Here is an 18,485-nt window from a genome sequence, read left to right as displayed (position 1 = left end):
TGTTTCAAGACAAATATGTTTTTGCTCAACTGGTCTCGTTTTTAAATCGAAGTAAATTCAACCGCATTGTTGCCAAATATGACGGTGACAAATATGTGAAGCATTTCACTTGTTGGAATCAACTTCTTTCGATGATGTTTGGCCAGCTTTCGAATCGTGAAAGCCTGAGAGATTTGATAGTCGCTCTTGATGCACACCATTCCAAGTCATATCATTTGGGTTTGGGTAAGAATGTCTCAAAATCATCTCTGGCCAGAGCCAACGGGGACAGAGACTATCACATCTTTGAAGAGTATGCTTACTATTTGGTAAACGAAGCCAGGCAAAAACGAGTTTCTGACATCTTCAGACTAGATGGTAATGTCTACGCTTTTGATTCAACCACGATTGACTTATGCCTTTCGGTATTCTGGTGGGCGAAGTTTCGCAAGAGAAAAGGCGGAATCAAAGTGCATACATTATATGATGTAGAAACACAAATTCCGGCATTCTTTCATATTACTGAAGCTTCGGTACACGATTCTACGGCAATGAAAGAAATTCCCTATGAGTCAGGATCTTATTGCATATTTGACCGCGCATATAATCACTTCAAGATGCTGTATAAGATTCAGCAGATAGGAGCTTTCTTCGTAGTCAGAGCAAAGAAGAATCTTCAATTCCAGATAATCAAATGGAAACGGAGAATGCCCAAGAAACTACTTTCAGACGCAACAATTAAATTGACTGGTTTTTATCCCAAGCAATACTATCCAGAATATCTTCGATTGGTCAGATATTGGGATGAAGAACAAAAGCGTGAGCTTGTATTCTTGACCAATGCGATGCACATTTCTGCACTTCAAGTTGCTGAACTTTACAAGAACCGCTGGCAAGTCGAGCTGTTCTTCAAATGGTTGAAACAACATCTGAAAATTAAGAAATTCTGGGGTACTACTGAAAATGCTGTCCGGATCCAAATCTACGTAGCCATGTGCACATACTGCTTAGTTGCTATCGTCCAAAAAGACATGCAACTTGACAGAAGCACCTATGAGGTTTTGCAGATCCTTAGTATATCTTTAACAGATAAAACTCACCTTAGAGACCTATTCGACAGAACTAAATTTCAAAATGACAAAGAACGTTTTAGGCTTAATGAGCCAAATTTGTTTAATTTTTAATAACGTCCCGATTTTAATGGGACACTAGTGAATTTCGACATAACAGCGGATTACACTTTACTAACAAGACAACCTAACAATGAAACTTAACACGGTCCTGCTTACTCTGTTTATTCTTTTGTGTTGCCCTGTTCAAAACTTTGCAATCGGGAAAAGCGACAACATTCATTTTTACAACCTGAACGAAGAATATGGAATTTCCATGTTCGAAACGAACCAGGCTTGTTCCGATGCAGATGGTTTTATCTGGATCTCGTCAAAAATGGGAATTTTGCGTTATACGCAGGATGATATTAGGACCTACCAACTACCTTACGAGTCGGGTAATGTAATCTCTGTTCAGTTAAACTATAAAGATGGTCGGCTGTATGCGTATTCCAACAATGGTCAGGTTTTCAAGTATAATACGATTCAGGATAAGTTTGAATTGGTCGTCAATGTCTCAAAAGAATTACGCAACCCGTATCTGGTAGTCACGAAAATGCTGATTGATTTCGAGGGGCAGATGTGGTTTGCCTCTTCATTCGGATTGTTTTATTACAACACTGAAACAGGCTTGAAAAATTTCGTTCAAAATCAGGACGTGCATTTTATCGAATGGATGGACAGCACCCATTTCTTTATCACGCTAAAGGGGGCCATCCGGGTTTTTAACATCACGACATTAACGGCTGAGGAGTACTATCAATTTAGTAACGGAACAAATTATGTGGCTGCCGCAGTGTTTTATGAGCAGAAGGATAATACCCTGTGGATTGGTACCGATGCCGGTGGCTTGCTGAAATTGAGCAACAGGAACGGCATCAAGAATCTTGACTTTGTTCCGGGGATTCCAAATCAACCGATTTTAGCTATTGAGTCGATCGACGATTCTACCTTGCTGGTCGGTATCGACGGACAGGGGGTATGGGATGTCAATAAAAACACAAATAAAATAAATGCGGTTTACAAAGAAGATTCGGATCAGCCGGGTTCATTGAAAGGCAATGGTGTTTATGATATTTTTTGCGATCAGAATAAGCGTGTTTGGATATGTACATATAGCGGCGGGGTGTCATTTTTCGACTTGAAAAGTTCCATGGTCACGAAAGTTTCACATGTTGTAAATAACCCGAATTCGCTGGTGAACGACGATATCAACAGCATATTGGAAGATTCAGACGGTAATATTTGGCTTGCGACCAATAACGGCGTTAGTTGCTGGGATTCAAAAACAAACCGGTGGCGGTCATTTTTCCATAACAATAAGGACCAGGCCCAGGTATTTTTGACTTTGTGTGAAGATGATCGTGGACGGATTTGGGCCGGTACGTATTCGTCGGGCGTATACCTGCTTGAAAGATCTACCGGCAGGCAGCTTGCCCATTATTGTGTAGAGAATCAAGGTAAGGCATTTGCCTGTAACTTCGTGTTCGATATTATTAAAGACAGCCGGGGAGATATTTGGGTTGGAGGTGTACGCGGTGATCTGGTTTGCTACCATCCAAAACAAGACCGTTTTACGTCGTTTGACAATTATACCGTGTATGTGATGGAAGAATACGGAGCCGACAAGTTATTGATAGGCACCACCTATGGATTGTTACTTTTTGATAAATCTTCCGGAACAAGCGAAACATTAATCGAAGGCTTTCAGGTATATGATATTTGTTTGAAGAACAATGTCGTGTGGGTCGGAACCAGTGGCGACGGAGTTATTCGTTACGAAATGAATTCAAAAGCCATGGAGCGGTTCTCGGCCGACTCCGGCTTGCCGTCAAACTTTGTTAACAGTATTGAATATGCTGACGGTTATTTTTGGATTGGCACCGAACAAGGTATGTGTCGACTGGATGAAGCACGACATACCGTTTCCACGTTTAATTCAATATTTGATCTCAGTCACGCTGCTTTCAACCAAAATTCGCATGCGATTTTGAAAAACGGTAAACTGATGATGGGCACGAATATGGGGGCAATAATGTTTGAGCCCCATTCGCTTCAGCCGGGACGACAAGAAGAAGGTCGCATTTACATTCAGGATTTGTCCGTATCGGGGCGATCAATTCGGGAGATTGACGATTTGAGTCCCCAAATACCAATTGATAGCCTTTCTAATATCTCACTGAAATATTTTCAGAATACAATTAGCCTGGAACTGATTCCAATCGGAGTAAACTCGCCCGGATCAAAATTTTCGTGGAGGATGGAGGGTTTAGACCAGCAATGGAGTAAGCCGGGCAACAACCGGATTTTGTCATATTCGAATATTCCAAACGGTACTTATGCGTTGTATATCAGGATGTTCGACTCGTCGATGACCAGCGTGATAGCCGAACGATCGATTGTGTTGAAAATGATCCCTCCTTTTTGGGAGACTGCGTGGTTCCGGATTTTGGTATTCACTTTTTTGATTGGATTGGGGATATTTACGTTGGCCTTTTATATCGATCGTTTAAAAAAGCAACATTCTGAAGAAAAAATCCGATTTTTTGCCAATACGGCTCATGATATCCGAACTTCTTTAACCCTGATTAAAGGACCGATTGAAGAACTGAATAAGGAACCGGGATTAACTAATAAAGGATTACAATATCTGCATTTGGCCACAGAGCAAACCCACCGTTTATCGAAAGTTGTCACTCAACTGATGGATTTTCAGAAGGCCGATGTTGGAAAGGAAAGGCTAACCTTGGCAAAGGTCGACATTGTCAAGTTGATTGAGAGTAGAGTGATGATGTTTGATGCGTATGCTAAAACTAAAAATATAGAACTGAAATTTAGTTCCAACCTTGCAAATTTCGAAACAGCCGTTGACGAAGTAATGATAGAGAAAGTGATCGATAACCTTGTTTCAAATGCCATAAAATATTCATTTCCGGATGTGCCGGTAAATGTGAACTTCCAGGTCGCCTCGAATAAGTGGTTCCTCGAAGTTCTTGATCAAGGCATTGGAATTAGTAAAAAGGCTCAACGACAGTTGTTTAACGAGTATTATCGCGGAGATAATGCCGTGAACTCAAAAATTGTCGGATCAGGAATTGGTCTTTTACTGGTGAAAAACTACGTGAATTTGCATGGGGGAAAGGTTAGCTGTTTCAGCCAGCAAAATGTAGGCTCCAGTTTTCATGTTTCAATTCCCGTCAATAATTCAGTTGAAGAGTTGGCTGTGGACAGAAAAGGAGAGAATATCAGTTTGACAAAGGCTACTCCGTTATTAGCCCAGTCAAATACAATAATGATGAGTGAAGTTAAAGCTTCGCATAAGCATCGATTGAAGATTATGATTGTCGAAGATCACGAATATTTGCGTGAATTTCTCCGGTCAGCTATGGATGAAGAATTCCATGTTGATTTGGCGGAGGACGGGCAACAAGCGTGGGAAATGGTTCAGAAAGGAAGCCCTGATTTGATTGTTTCAGATATTATGATGCCGCGAATGGATGGATTCGCCTTGTGTGAAAAACTTAAGTCGACTTATGAGACTTCCCATATTCCGATTATTTTATTAACAGCCTTGTCGAATAAAACACAACATTTAAAAGGCCTGGGCCTGGGCGCTGACGATTATTTGACCAAACCTTTTGATGTGACCCTGCTTCAGCAACGTATTAAATCAATCATACAGAACCGTGAATTAGTAAGAGAAAAAGCGTTGAAAATAATCAAACAGAGCGACGGAGATGAAGCCATTCTTGATAATGGGTTGAATGATAAGTTTTTAAAAAGAATGGGAGAGATTGTCCGGGAAAATATTGCAAATTCAGAATTTTCAAAAGATGATTTTGCTACGGCCATGAACGTTAGTTCTTCCTTGCTATATAAAAAGATAAAATCACTGACAAACCAATCTCCAACCGACTTTATTAAAGCAATTCGTTTGGATCATTCGTTGGATTTGATCCAATCCAGAAAATATACGATTACCGAGGTTAGTGAATTGTGCGGTTTTTCCAGCGTCGGTTATTTCAGTACTGTTTTCCGAAAACACTACGGAAAATCGCCAACTCAAATCGTATAAATTGAAGTATCTTGAAAATTGAAAAAGTCGGCACCTTGGTAAATTGAGATGTCGACTTTTATTTTGAGATAAATTTCTACCAGATTTCCCTTCAGGTTTAAAAGCCGATCCGATTGTCGGTTTTTGAATACTAAATCCATCATTATTCGGATATTTATCTTACTTTCTGTTGTGTTATTTATTTGATATGTAGGTGTTTAGTTGTGTTTTTATGTGGCGTATCTGAAATTGAAAATCAAATATTCAAAATTAAAAGCTTAACGAAACAGTAACATTTAGTTTTGGTTTCAATAGGGTTCAGAATCTTGTTGGATTGGCTCCAATGAGATTAGATCACTGAACTAATACTGGCTATTAACCTAAACGATTAATTAAATGACGAAATGTTCCTTCATTTCTATTCTTAGTGGAGTTGTACTCTTGATCAGTTCTTCATCCGCTTTTATATCCTGTAATTCTCATTCAAAAGAAAATAGGCCAAATTTTGTGTCGGACAGCTTGGTTGCTCACTTTGATTATTTTACGTACAAAGGCGACGATGATTTTTATAAAGAAAATCCGCTACCCGGGAATGATTACTATTACAATCCGGTTTTACCGGGGTGGTATTCGGATCCAAGTGTTTGTACTGACGGCAAGGACTATTTTATGGTAACATCCACTTTTTCCTTCTTTCCGGGAGTACCGCTGTTTCATAGTACCGACTTGATGAATTGGAAGCAGGTTGGTCATGTTTTGGACAGACCGGAACAATTACCACTTGAAGGACAACGGACCAGCGAGGGGATTTTTGCCCCTGCTATCAGCTATAATCCGCACAACCAAACCTGGTACATGATTACAACAAATATTCGCAGGGGAAACTTCTTTGTGAAAACCAAAGATCCGTTTGGTTCATGGTCTGATCCGATTTGGTTGCCCGATGTGCATGGCATCGATCCGTCGTTCTTTTTTGATGACGATGGTAAAGCATATATCGTGAATAACGATGTCCCGGATGGTGGTTCTACCTATGAAGGTCACCGGGCGATTCGTGTTCTGCAGTTTGATGTGGAAACGGAGAAAACCGTTGGCCCGAGCGTCATGCTGGTTAACGGCGGTGTCGATTTGACTGAAAAGCCGATTTGGATCGAGGGGCCTCATTTATATAAAATTAACGGCAAGTATTTTTTGATGTGTGCAGAAGGCGGAACGTCGGTCAATCACCGGGAAGTAATTTTTAAGAGTGATTCGCCCCTGGGGAAATTTAAACCATGGGAAAGAAATCCGATTCTCACCCAAAAGCATCTTGACCCGAATCGGCCATTACCAATTACTTGTGCCGGACATGCTGATTTGATCAAGAAAAATAATGGCCAATGGTGGTCTTTATTTCTGGCCTGCCGACCAATTAATAATGAATTTGAGAACCTGGGACGCGAAACTTTCCTGATGCCGGTTTGCTGGAGCGAAGACAGTTTCCCTTATATGACAAGAGGTGATGAACTTGTTCCCCGAATCATTCAAATGGAAGGAGTAAACAGGGATTCAACAACGACATTCGGAAATTTCGAAAAAGAGGATGATTTTGAAACTCCACAGTTAGGAATGGAATGGATGAGTTTAAGAGGGGCGGCGAATGGGCTGTATTCGTTAACTGAAGATCCGGGATATTTAAGTCTGAAGTGCGCCGATGTTGCCTCGAACGAACTGAAAACTCCGGCTTATCTGAGTCGTCGTTTACAACACCATAAATTTGAGTGTACCACCAGTATGTACTTTGAACCTCAGTCGGAGTCCGAATCCGCAGGGATATTACTATACAAGGACGAAAGCCACCAGTACCTTTTTGCTTTCGGAAGCGCAGGCGGCCAGTTACAGGTCAGCTTGAAAAAGGTAAACGGCGAAGGTGCTGAAACGCTGTCATCACAACCGCTTCCATTAACCGATGGTTCGATTAAACTAAAAGTTACTTCGACTGGAACGTATTTTAGTTTCTACTATGCAACAGCTCGTGACCACTGGAAACTATTGGCTGAAAATGTGGACGCATACTATTTGTCAACAGCCCAGTCTTATGGTTTTACGGGTACAAATATTGGCTTGTATGCTTCGTGTAAAAGTTATTAAATGAATAGCAGATCATGATCGATTTGATGGTAATAATCTGTTAACCTGATCTATATAAATATTAACCAAAAACTTTGAACTATGATGAAAAATGATTTAAATGAGAAATTGCCGCATCAGCGGCTTCTCTGTCGAGTTCTCGATCGAGCCTGGAACGAAAGGTTCGGGATTGAGTTGGAGAAAGAAAGATACATATCTATCGGATTTTAGAACTCTTATGCCAATTAAATTTGAGAATGTAATGAAAAAAACAAATTATCTATTATCTCAAAAAAAATCCTTATACAACTACATAGGGGTTGGACTGTTAAAAGGCTTTTTGCTTTTAATGGTTGTCATGTTTACCACGTCTGTTTTTGCTCAAAATACCAGACAAGTTAGCGGAGTGGTTGTGGATAACCAGAATAACCCGGTAATTGGAGCAGCAGTGATACTTAAGGGATCCCCCAATGTAGGGACAGCAACTGATTTTGACGGAAAATTTGCATTGACTATTCCTGCCGGGAAGCAAATCCTGCTTATATCTTTTATCGGTATGGAACCTCAGGAGGTTGATGTTACCAGTAAGAATACCATTAAGGTAACATTGAACGAACTAACAACCGAATTAGGTGAAACCGTTATTGTTGGTTACGGCCAGCAGAAAAAGGAAAGCGTTGTCGGCGCAATTACACAAACCACCGGCGAAGTTCTTGAACGTGCTGCCGGTATATCCAGCGTTGGCGCCGCACTGACCGGTAACCTCCCGGGTGTCGTTACCATATCAAGTTCGGGCTTGCCGGGAGAAGAAGATCCGCAGATTCTGATTCGTTCTGCCAGTTCATGGAACAATAGTGAACCGCTTGTATTGGTCGACGGGGTTGAGCGTCCGATGAGCAGTGTGGATGTCAGTTCCGTGCAGTCTATCTCTGTGTTGAAAGATGCATCTGCAACAGCCGTTTACGGTGTTAAAGGTGCCAATGGCGTCATTCTTATTACCACGAAACGTGGTAAAGAAGGTGCCGCACGAATTGATGTATCGGCAAATGCCACGGTTAAGGTGCCCTCAAAGTTGCCTAATAAGTTAGATTCTTACGATGCTTTAATGGCTCGTAATATTGCGATTGAACATGAGTTGGGGGTAGAACCGGACTCGTGGGGGTACATTATGCCACAAGATATTATTAACAGATACCGTTATCCGGCCAACCTGGAAGAATCGGAACGCTATCCAAACGTGGATTGGCAGGACGAGCTTTTTAAAGATTACGCCATGTCGTACAATGCGAATATTAATGTTTCCGGAGGTACTAAGTTCGTGAAATATTTTACTTCGGCCGACTTTGCACATGAAGGCGACCTTTTCCGGGTTTTCGATAACGGACGCGGCTACCAGTCGGGATATGGGTACAACCGGATTAATGTTCGCAGTAACCTGGACTTCCAATTGACAAAATCGACTTTGTTTAAAGTAAACCTTTCAGGTTCGAGCGGCGCCAAAAAGAGTCCCTGGAACCAGACAAACTCATCGGATTGGGCCGTGGCCCAGCAGTGGGCGGGTGCGTACAATATTGCGCCCGATGTATTTTTGCCTCAATACGCGGATGGCTCCTGGGGTTTTTATCCCAACATTTCGAATGTGACCAACTCGGCAGCCAACCTGGCCCTCGCCGGTGTGATGACCACCACCAACACGCGCATCAACACCGACTTCATTCTGGAGCAAAGGTTGGACTTTGTTACAAAAGGCTTGAATTTCAGAGGTACTATTTCCTGGGATAATGCTTTTGTCGAATATAACCGCGGAGTTAACGACCTTTATAACGATGCTCAGCAAAAATGGATTGACCCGGCTACCGGCATGGCCACCTACAAGAAAGAATTTGAGAACAACAACAAATTCGATTTCATGCAGGGAGTATTGTGGAACATTTCAGGCGGTGAAGTTCAAAACTGGTCAACGCTGCGTAACCTGGATTATCAGCTACAGTTGAACTGGGCGCGTGATTTTGGAAAACATAGTGTTACTGCGATGGGATTGTTCAGCCGCAAAGAGCAGGCGCGCGGTAGCATGATTCCTACCTATCGCGAGGACTGGGCTTTCCGTACAACCTATGATTATGCCTCCAAGTACTTTTTGGAATATAATGGCGCCTATAACGGTTCCGAGAAATTCAGTAAAGATTATCGGTTTGCATTTTTCAATTCCGGCGCTATCGGCTGGATGATTTCTGAAGAATCGTTTATGCAATCCCTCCGGTTTCTGGATATGTTAAAAATCAGAGCATCTTACGGGGAGATCGGTGACGATTACGGCGATCGTTTCTTATACATGACTCAATGGGCTTACGGTGGAAACTCTTCGCTTGATTTGAACCATGGAACCAGCCCCTATACCTGGTACCGGGAATCTGCTGTTGGTAACCCCGATGTACGATGGGAGACCGTGAGGAAATTCAACCTTGGCGCCGACTATGCGTTCCTGGATGGTTTGTTTGCCGGTAGCGTTGAGTACTTCCGCGATAACCGTGTCGATATCCTGGTGAAAGGTACCGACCGTGCCGTTTCTTCTTATTATGGCGCCACGCCTCCTACCGCCAACTTGGGTAAAGTGCGTACCGAAGGGTATGAAATTGAGTTGCGTATCAAAAAGCAATTGTCGAACGGTTTGCGCTTGTGGGCAGAAATGAGCATGACCCATGCCAAAAATGAAATCCTCGAAAGGGATGATCCGGCTTTGTACGAGGACTACCGCAAACAAGCAGGATACAGTATCAATCAAACCAGAACATATGTAGATGGCGGCTATATCAATACCTACGATCAGCTTTATGGTAGTCCGGCACATGATACAAACGATGGTTATAAGGTACCCGGCGATTACTATATCATTGACTTCAATGGCGATGGTGTGGTGGATCGGTTTGACCTGGTTCCGTATGGCTACTCCAGTGCTCCGCAAAATACCTATAATGCCACTGTTGGTTTCGAATGGAAAGGCTGGAGTGCATTTGTGCAATTCTATGGTGTTAATAATGTAACCCGCGAAGTAACGCTTACCAGTTTTGGTAGCCAGCTAAACACCGTGTACGATATGGGAACCTGGTGGTCAGAAGACAGTCCCAATGCAGATGTTACAGTTCCCCGTTGGTTATCCCGTCCGAGTTATAATAACGGAACCCAATACTTGTTTGATGGTTCCTACATCCGTTTGAAAAATGCTGAAGTAGCCTATACTTTCGACAAGAACTGGGTGAAGACGATCGGGCTTAGCGCCTTAAAGGTTTTCGTTAACGGGAACAACCTTTGGGTAAAATCAAAAATGCCGGATGACCGTGAATCTAACTTCGCCGGTAGTGGCGGACAAGGCGCTTATCCTACAATGAGACGTTACAATTTAGGTGTCAGATTTACATTTTAACATTGAAAACTATGAAACAGATATATAAGACTCTTTTATGGGGCAGCTTGCTGTCCGTGATGTTGGGGCTTTTTTCCTGTGAAGATTATTTGGAAAAGGAACCTGAATCGATCATCTCTGAGGAAGTAGCCTTTCAGAATTTTACAAATTTCCAGGGTTTTATCGAGGAAATCTATAATTGCATCCCCGATAAGGAGAAAAAATACTGGACTTCGTCCTGGAACTGGGGTGATGATGAGATGTTTAACCTGGAAGGAAGTTTTCACATGACTAACCAGGTTGATATCGGTAACTTCTGGGCCTGGCAAAATTCAGCAAGTACTTGGCTGGACGATGACAACGCAGACCCGACATCAACCGACAAATTCCGCCATGGCTTATGGGCGCACGCCTGGTATTGTATTCGTAAGGCTAACATGGGGCTTGCCAACCTCGACAAAATGGTTGTGGCTACGCAGGAGGAAAAAGATATTATTGCCGGGCAGTTATACTTCTTCCGGGCTTGGTGGCACTTCGAAATGATGCAGTACTTTGGTGGTCTGCCTTATGTTGATGAGGTGTTGTCTTCGAGTGAAAAGCCAACTCTTCCACGTCTGACTTATCAGGAATGTGCCGACAAAGCCGGGGCTGATTTTGCAAAAGCTGCCGAGTTATTGCCCATTGACTGGGATAAAACATCGGTGGGTACAAACACGTTGGGAAAAAACCAGCTTCGTGCCAACAAAATTATGGCATTGGGGTATTTAGGCAAAAACTACTTGTGGGCTGGCAGTCCGTTGATGAAAAACGGCGCCCAAACCGGTGGAACCCAAACCTATAATTACGATGAGGACTATTGCCGGAAGGCTGCTAATGCTTTTGGCGAGTTACTGAGCCTGGTAGAAAGTGGCCAAACTCAATATGCTTTGGCTGAATTTGATTATGACGATGTGTATAATCATAAAAAGACCAGTACGGCAGCCAATAAGTACAGCGATATGTTCTATACCACCGGCCAAAACTGGTTGATGCCTGGTTCGACAGAAGCTATTTTCCGTGGTCCTTCAACCGACTACAACGGTAGTAACTGGAACACGACCAAAACCTTCGGACCCAAAGTGAAAGGTTTGGTGGAACACGATAACATTATTCACCACCCAACGGCCAACTATGTGAAAAACTACGGTATGGCCAACGGTTTGCCGCTTAACGATCCGGAATCCGGATTTGATCCCGAATATCCGTTCAAGGATCGCGATCCGCGCTTCTATCACGATATCGTATTTGATGGCTTCAAGTATATTAATTCAACGATGCCTGCCGATATGGAATATTTGCGTTATACCGGTCTTCACACAGGAGGTACCATGCGGAATCCTGCTGATGGCAGCCGTACCGGCTATTTTATTCAGAAGTTAGTGCCGCATACTGCCAATAAATATGACGGGGCATACAACTGGAGCTTTAACATGCATACGTATCTGCCTTACATGCGTTTAGGTGATATTTATACCATGTATGCCGAAGCTTGTGCCGCTTTCGGTGGTGCTACCGGTAAAGCAGCAAATTTCGATAAAACTGCCGAAGAAGCAATCAATACACTCCGCGACCGTGTAGGCGCCGGACATGTGAATGCCAAATACACCGGTGATAAGAATAAATTCATTGATGAAGTACGACGGGAACGCGCTGTGGAATTATCTTTTGAAGGGTTCCGCTTTTGCGATTTGCAGCGCTGGTTGCTGTTGACCGAGTATCCGTACAATGTGAAAACCTCTCAAGAGTTCGACCGGGTGGAAGACTATGATTTCTTTAAGGATAATGATCCCAGAAATGCACGGGTGGCCAACTTTAGGGAAGAAGTTATTTTAACACGTCAGTTTGGGACCAAACACTACTGGTTCCCTCTGAAGATTTCCGATACATCTATGTACCCGGAATTCGGACAGAACCCAGGGTGGTAATCCAAATTGAGTTAAAGTATTGTGTAATTATAAATGAATAAGCAATGAAACATATACAAACACGATTCATTTTATTTGCAATGTTTGTTTTCTTTCCATTTCTGATGGAGGCACAGACCGTTGCAGAAAATGAAACTGATTCGCTAATTTCGGCTAAAGACCCATTGGTGCAGGTATCGTACCGCAAGGTGGCACAAAGTGACCTGCTGGGTGGCGTTTCTGTTATCAACATGGAAGAATTGACAAAAAAGAACTATAACACCTATAGTTTGGATAACCTGCAAGGGTATGCAGGTGGTTGGACCGGAAACTCGCTGTGGGGTATGGGCGACTACCTGGTATTGGTTGACGGTGTTCCCCGTGATGCCAATAATGTGTTACCTACCGAAATTGAACAGATTACCTTGCTGAAAGGCGCTTCTGCCGTTGTGCTTTATGGTAGCCGTGCGTCTAAAGGAGTGGTTTACATTACCACCAAAAGAGGTAAAGTGGAACCGTTAAAAATCAATGTCCGCGCCAACACCGGTTATCACGTGTCAAAGAGCTACCCTGAGTATTTAGGTTCAGCCGAATATATGACGCTTTATAATGAGGCTCGTACGAACGATGGTTTGTCGCTTTCATACAGCGATGAGGCTATTTACAATCATGCTTCCGGAACCAATCCCTATCGGTATCCCGATATCAATTTCTATTCTTCCGACTATCTGAAGAAAGCGTATAACCGTACCGATGTATCAACAGAGATTACAGGCGGAAACGACCGTGCCCGTTTTTATTCGAATATCGGGTATTACAATCAGGGGGATGTGTTAAATTTTGGCGAAGCGAAAGATAACAATGTTAACCGGTTAAATATTCGCGGTAATATCGACCTGAATATAAACGACTTCATCAGTGCCTATATCAACGCCAACGCCACTTTTTACAATTCAAGGAGCGCCAATGCTTCCGGAGACAACTATTGGAATTCGGCTGCCAACCTGCGTCCGAATCGTGTAGCTCCGTTGATTCCGTTGAGCTATATCGACCCGAATGACCTGGCTTCATGGAGCATGATCAGCAGCAGTAACAACCTGATTGGCGGTCAGTATTTTCTGGGAGGTAAACAAACGGATATGACCAATGTTTTCGCTGACTATTATGCCGGCGGTTACAGTAAATGGACCAGCCGTCAGTTCCAGTTTGATACAGGCATTAATTTCGATTTGGCCAGTGTGCTGAAAGGGCTCTCTTTTCACACCCAGTTTGCTGTAGATTACTCGACCTCCTATACAACTTCCTACAACAATACCTATGCGGTTTACGCCCCTTCGTGGTATAACTACAATGGCGCCGATGTAATCGCCGGATTGACGAAGTTTGGTAACGATGAAAAATCGGGTGTGCAGAATATCAGCGGTAGTACCAGTCGGCAAACCATTGCGTTTTCCGGGTATTTCAAGTACGAAACTGCTATTAACGATGCTCATCACTTCAATGCGATGTTGATAGCGGCTGGTTATCAGCAAACACAATCAGAAGTGTACCACCGCACCAGCAACGCGAATCTTGGCTTGCAGTTGGGGTATAATTACAAAGGGAAGTATTATGCAGACTTAGGGGCGGCGGCCATTCATTCGGCCAAGTTGGCCCCAGGTCAACGCAGTGCGCTTTCTCCTTCGCTCACGTTGGGATGGAAACTGAACAAGGAAAATTTCCTGGCAAACTCATCTGTAGTTGATGAATTGGTGTTGAGCGCTTCGGGTAGCATCCTTCATTCCGATTTGGATATTGTCTATGAAGATGCTGAGTACTATTTGTATACATCCAAATATGATCAGGCCGATGGTGCCTGGTGGGGCTGGTATGATGGCGCCGTAGAGCATTCAACCAATTCGAAACGAGGCAGCAATGAAGATTTGACATTCATCAAGCGGAAAGAATTTTCTGCCAATGTTCGGGCTTCGCTTTGGGAAAAACTGTTAACGGTCAATACATCTTTCTTTATCAATACGATGGAAGGGTTACTTATTGAACCATCAACACTCTATCCGGAGTATTTCTTCACCTATTACCCGACTGCATCGTTTATCCCAATCGTAAACTTCAACAACGATAAACGAACCGGTTTCGACTTCAACGTTACGTACAACAAGCAAATTGGCGAAGTTGACTTCTCGTTGGGTGTTGGCGGCACGTATTATACCACCAAGGCCACACAACGCGACCAAATTTATGATTACGATTACCAAAAACGTGAGGGACGTCCTATTGATGGCGTATGGGGATTGAAAACCGATGGCTTCTTCCAAAGCCAGGAAGAAATTGATGGTTCTGCCGACCCGACGTTTGCCGGTACTATTAAGCCTGGCGATCTCAAATATGTCGATCAGAATGATGATAATTTGATCGACGAAAAAGATATCGTGTATCTGGGCCGCGGCGGATGGAGCGGTGCTCCGCTTACCATAGGTGTAAACCTGACTGCCAAATGGAAAAACTTCACATTCTTTGCCTTAGGTACCGGTAATTTTGGAGCTTACGCCATGAAAAACAGCTCGTACTATTGGGTTTACGGCGAACGTAAATACTCTGAAGTTGTGCGCGACCGCTGGACTGAGGAAACAAAGGCAACAGCTTCGTATCCACGTTTGACAACCGAAAGCGGAAGCAACAACTTCCGGGCATCTGATTTCTGGATGTATAAAACCGACCGGTTTAATTTGGCGAAAGTTCAGGTTACGTATGACCTGCCACAGAACCTGTTACAGAATTTCCTTTTCAAAGAAATCTCGACCTACGTCAGTGGGGCTAATTTGTTGACCATCTCCAAAGAACGCGAAATTTTAGAGATGAATACGACCAGCGCTCCCCAAACACGATTCTTTAACATCGGTTTAAAAGCCGTATTCTAACGAATAAGTAATATAATAGGAATAAGTTATGAAAAATATACTATCACTTTTCGTTCTTGTACTTCTGTTTTCAGCCTGCGATGATTTGTTCGAACCGGCTATTGAGAACAACAGGGGGCTCGAAGCTATGTACAACGAACCTACTTATGCACAGGGCATTTTGGCCAATGCGTATATTCTGCTTCCCTATTCCGGCACACCTAATAGCGATGTGGCAACGGATGATGCGGTGTCAAACGACAATAGCAATACCTATCTGGCCATGGCAACCGGTTCGTGGACAGCCAATAGCAATCCTCTGTCGCAATGGCAGGGCCGCAGAAATGCCATTCAATACCTGAACTTGTTTCTCGCGAATGTGGACCAGGTAGTTTGGAGTAAAGATGAAGTAATTCGCACCATGTACAATGACCGTTTAAAAGGCGAGGCTTATGGTTTGCGCGCGGTACAGATGTATTATCTGCTGTTGGCCCACGGCGGCTGGACTCAGGATGGCAGATTGCTGGGCGTTCCCATCCTCACCGAACCAGAAACTGCTTCGTCGGACTTTAACCTTCCCCGGAATACGTTTCAGGAATGTGTTGACCAGATTATTGCCGATGCCAATCAAGCCATCGAACTGCTTCCGCTTGATTACGGTGATATCGCCGACGCTGAGATCCCCAACAAATACAAAACCTTGGGAGTATCTAATGCCGGTGATTATAACCGTGTAAACGGTAATCACATGCGGGGCCGTATTACCGGACGCATTGTAGAAGCTGTGCGCGCTCAGGTTGCCTTGTTGTCGGCCAGCCCGGCATACAGTGCTGGTACTGATGTAAGCTGGGAAGATGCCGCCAATTTTGCCGCCACGGTACTCGACCGGATCAATGGCGTTAGCGGTTTGGCTGCCAACGGTGGAATCTGGTATGAGAAAAATCAAGTCGAAAATTTGGCCTCCGGTGCAAATCATGCTGAAATTATCTGGAGGGGCGATATCGGCCAGAGTATTACGTTGGAGACTGACAACTTCCCGCCCTCCCTGTATGGCCGCGGACGTGTAAACCCAACTCAGAATTTAGTGGATGCGTTCCCGACGGTCAATGGCTATCCCATCACCGATCCGGCAAGTGGATATGATCCGGCCAATCCTTATGCAAACCGCGACCCCCGTCTGGGAAAGTACATTGTAGTTAATGAAAGCCAGCAAGGGCCAAGCAGTAGTACAATTGTTATCGGAACCTATAATTTGGATGATAACAACCAGAATAACGACAACGATGTTATCAACCGGGAAAGCGGTTTGTCAACCCGTACCGGTTATTATTTGCGCAAATTAATGCGTTCGGATTGTAACCCTGATCCCCAGTATAATACCGAGCAAAAGCATTATACCGCGCGTATCCGTTATACGGAGTTGTTTCTGGCTTATGCCGAAGCTGCAAACGAAGCCTGGGGGCCCACCGGCAATGGCGGACATGCTTATTCGGCTTACGATGTCATTAAAGCGATTCGCCAAAGAGCAGGTATTGGATTGGATAACGACGACGCATACCTGGAGTCGGTAAAAGGAGATCAGGATGCAATGCGTCAACTTATTAGAAATGAGAGACGTCTGGAGCTCTGTTTCGAAAACCAACGCTTCTGGGATTTGCGTCGCTGGAAAGTAGCAAACCTGAATGAAACCGCGCGCGGTATGCAAATTGATAAGCCAAGCGGCTCATTAATCTATTCTTCAATCAATGTTGAAATCAGAGACTATAAAGACTATATGTATCATGGCCCGATTCCTTACGGCGAAATCCAGAAATGGAGTAACCTGGAGCAAAATGTGGGATGGTAGTTGTCTGTATGTTAAAATGATAAATATTCGAAAATATGAAACAGTTTAAATTTTTAGGGATATTTGCTGCCGGACTCATTAGCTTGTTGATGACGTCTTGCGAAAATCAGGATATAGAGTTCCCGGATTTCGATTACAACTCTGTCTATTTTGCCTATCAGTATCCGGTGCGCACGATTGTACTTGGGGAGGATATCGTTGATAATACGCTCGATAATGAGCATAAATGTATGATTTATGCTACCATGGGGGGTGTTTACGAAAATACGAAACGCATCGATATTGATGTTACGGTGAACAATGCGCTGGTAAACAACCTGTTTTTCGCAGATGGTTCTCCGGTTACGGCCATGCCGTCAAATTACTACACCCTGGCTGCCAACACAATAACATTGGATGGCACTTTGCAGGATGGCGTAGAAGTACAACTGACCGATGCGTTTTTTGCTGATCCGCAATCTTTGAAAAACACCTATGTGATCCCCTTGCAGATGACAGACGTTGCTAATGCCGATTCCATTTTGTCAGGGGTACCTAAATTTGATGGCGCTGTCAGGGGGAATACTTCTGATTGGGATGTTGAACCTAAAGATTTTGTGCTTTATTGCGTGAAATATATCAACCCCTGGCATGCCTATTACCTGCGTCGCGGAAAGGATGTTATAACCAAAGACGGGGTCACTACAAATGTTGTCAGGCACAATACTTATGTCGAAGATGACGAGGTGATTCATCTGAGCACACTTTCTTTAAATGATCTTGAGTTTCCGATGGATTTTACCAATAAGGCAGGTCAGGATTTGAATATGAAAGTAAAACTGAATTTTGATGCCGATCAAAATGTAACGGTTGCTCCATTTGCATCATCTTATCAACTGAACGATACCGTTCGGGTTTATAACATCACAACTTCCGGTAACGGCTCATTCGTTAAAGAAGGAGATAAAAAAAGCTGGGGAAATAAAGATCGTGATGCCCTGTACCTGCAGTACAACATCGGGTATGAGGTAGAAATCAAGTATCCTAAGCGTGGCCTTCCCGATGATATTCAGCAAGTGACGTACAGCACTACGGATACGCTTGTTGTTCGCGATCGCGGTGTTACTATAGAAACATTCTCTCCTTCGTATAATGTTAACTAATCGGCT

General features: G+C 43.5%; 9 protein-coding genes. 8 read left to right on the top strand and 1 reads right to left on the bottom strand.

What is annotated here, in order from left to right; genetic code table 11:
- Window positions 1–1,163: IS4 family transposase (locus tag ABZD21_RS15815; RefSeq protein ID WP_372776057.1), on the top strand; the 1,163-nt coding region annotated here is incomplete at its 5' end.
- 79 nt (window positions 1,164–1,242) lie between these two features.
- Window positions 1,243–5,163, top strand: coding sequence for a two-component regulator propeller domain-containing protein (locus tag ABZD21_RS15810; RefSeq protein ID WP_372776056.1), 3,921 nt, complete (start codon window positions 1,243–1,245; stop codon window positions 5,161–5,163).
- Here ABZD21_RS15810 and ABZD21_RS15805 read toward each other — a convergent pair.
- Entirely contained in the window at window positions 5,151–5,306 is a 156-nt protein-coding gene (locus ABZD21_RS15805; protein WP_372776055.1) for a hypothetical protein, read from the bottom strand. The genes ABZD21_RS15810 and ABZD21_RS15805 overlap by 13 nt on opposite strands.
- A gap of 232 nt (window positions 5,307–5,538) precedes the next feature.
- Here ABZD21_RS15805 and ABZD21_RS15800 point away from each other — a divergent pair, with 232 nt between their 5' ends.
- The 6 genes from ABZD21_RS15800 to ABZD21_RS15775 all read left to right on the top strand — a co-directional run bounded on the left by ABZD21_RS15800 (window position 5,539) and on the right by ABZD21_RS15775 (window position 18,479).
- On the top strand, window positions 5,539–7,272 hold the full coding sequence (locus ABZD21_RS15800) for a glycoside hydrolase family 43 protein (RefSeq protein WP_372776054.1): 1,734 nt from the start codon (window positions 5,539–5,541) through the stop codon (window positions 7,270–7,272).
- Window positions 7,273–7,513: 241 nt separating this feature from the next.
- The gene (locus ABZD21_RS15795) at window positions 7,514–10,672 is read left to right on the top strand and encodes a SusC/RagA family TonB-linked outer membrane protein (protein ID WP_372776053.1); all 3,159 of its coding nucleotides are present in this window, start codon (window positions 7,514–7,516) and stop codon (window positions 10,670–10,672) included.
- Window positions 10,673–10,683: 11 nt separating this feature from the next.
- Window positions 10,684–12,615, top strand: coding sequence for a RagB/SusD family nutrient uptake outer membrane protein (locus tag ABZD21_RS15790; protein WP_372776052.1), 1,932 nt, complete (start codon window positions 10,684–10,686; stop codon window positions 12,613–12,615).
- A 44-nt stretch (window positions 12,616–12,659) separates the two neighbouring features.
- Complete coding sequence (locus ABZD21_RS15785) at window positions 12,660–15,512, top strand: SusC/RagA family TonB-linked outer membrane protein (protein WP_372776051.1); 2,853 nt, start codon at window positions 12,660–12,662, stop codon at window positions 15,510–15,512.
- 28 nt (window positions 15,513–15,540) lie between these two features.
- Complete coding sequence (locus ABZD21_RS15780; protein WP_372776050.1) at window positions 15,541–17,337, top strand: RagB/SusD family nutrient uptake outer membrane protein; 1,797 nt, start codon at window positions 15,541–15,543, stop codon at window positions 17,335–17,337.
- A gap of 35 nt (window positions 17,338–17,372) precedes the next feature.
- The gene (locus ABZD21_RS15775) at window positions 17,373–18,479 is read left to right on the top strand and encodes a DUF5627 domain-containing protein (RefSeq protein ID WP_372776049.1); all 1,107 of its coding nucleotides are present in this window, start codon (window positions 17,373–17,375) and stop codon (window positions 18,477–18,479) included.
- Window positions 18,480–18,485 lie beyond the last annotated feature (6 nt).

Origin of the sequence: Mangrovibacterium sp. (assembly GCF_041596335.1) — a bacterium.
In the GTDB taxonomy this organism is placed as follows: domain Bacteria; phylum Bacteroidota; class Bacteroidia; order Bacteroidales; family Prolixibacteraceae; genus Mangrovibacterium.
This window is presented reverse-complemented; position numbering and strand designations above follow the sequence as displayed.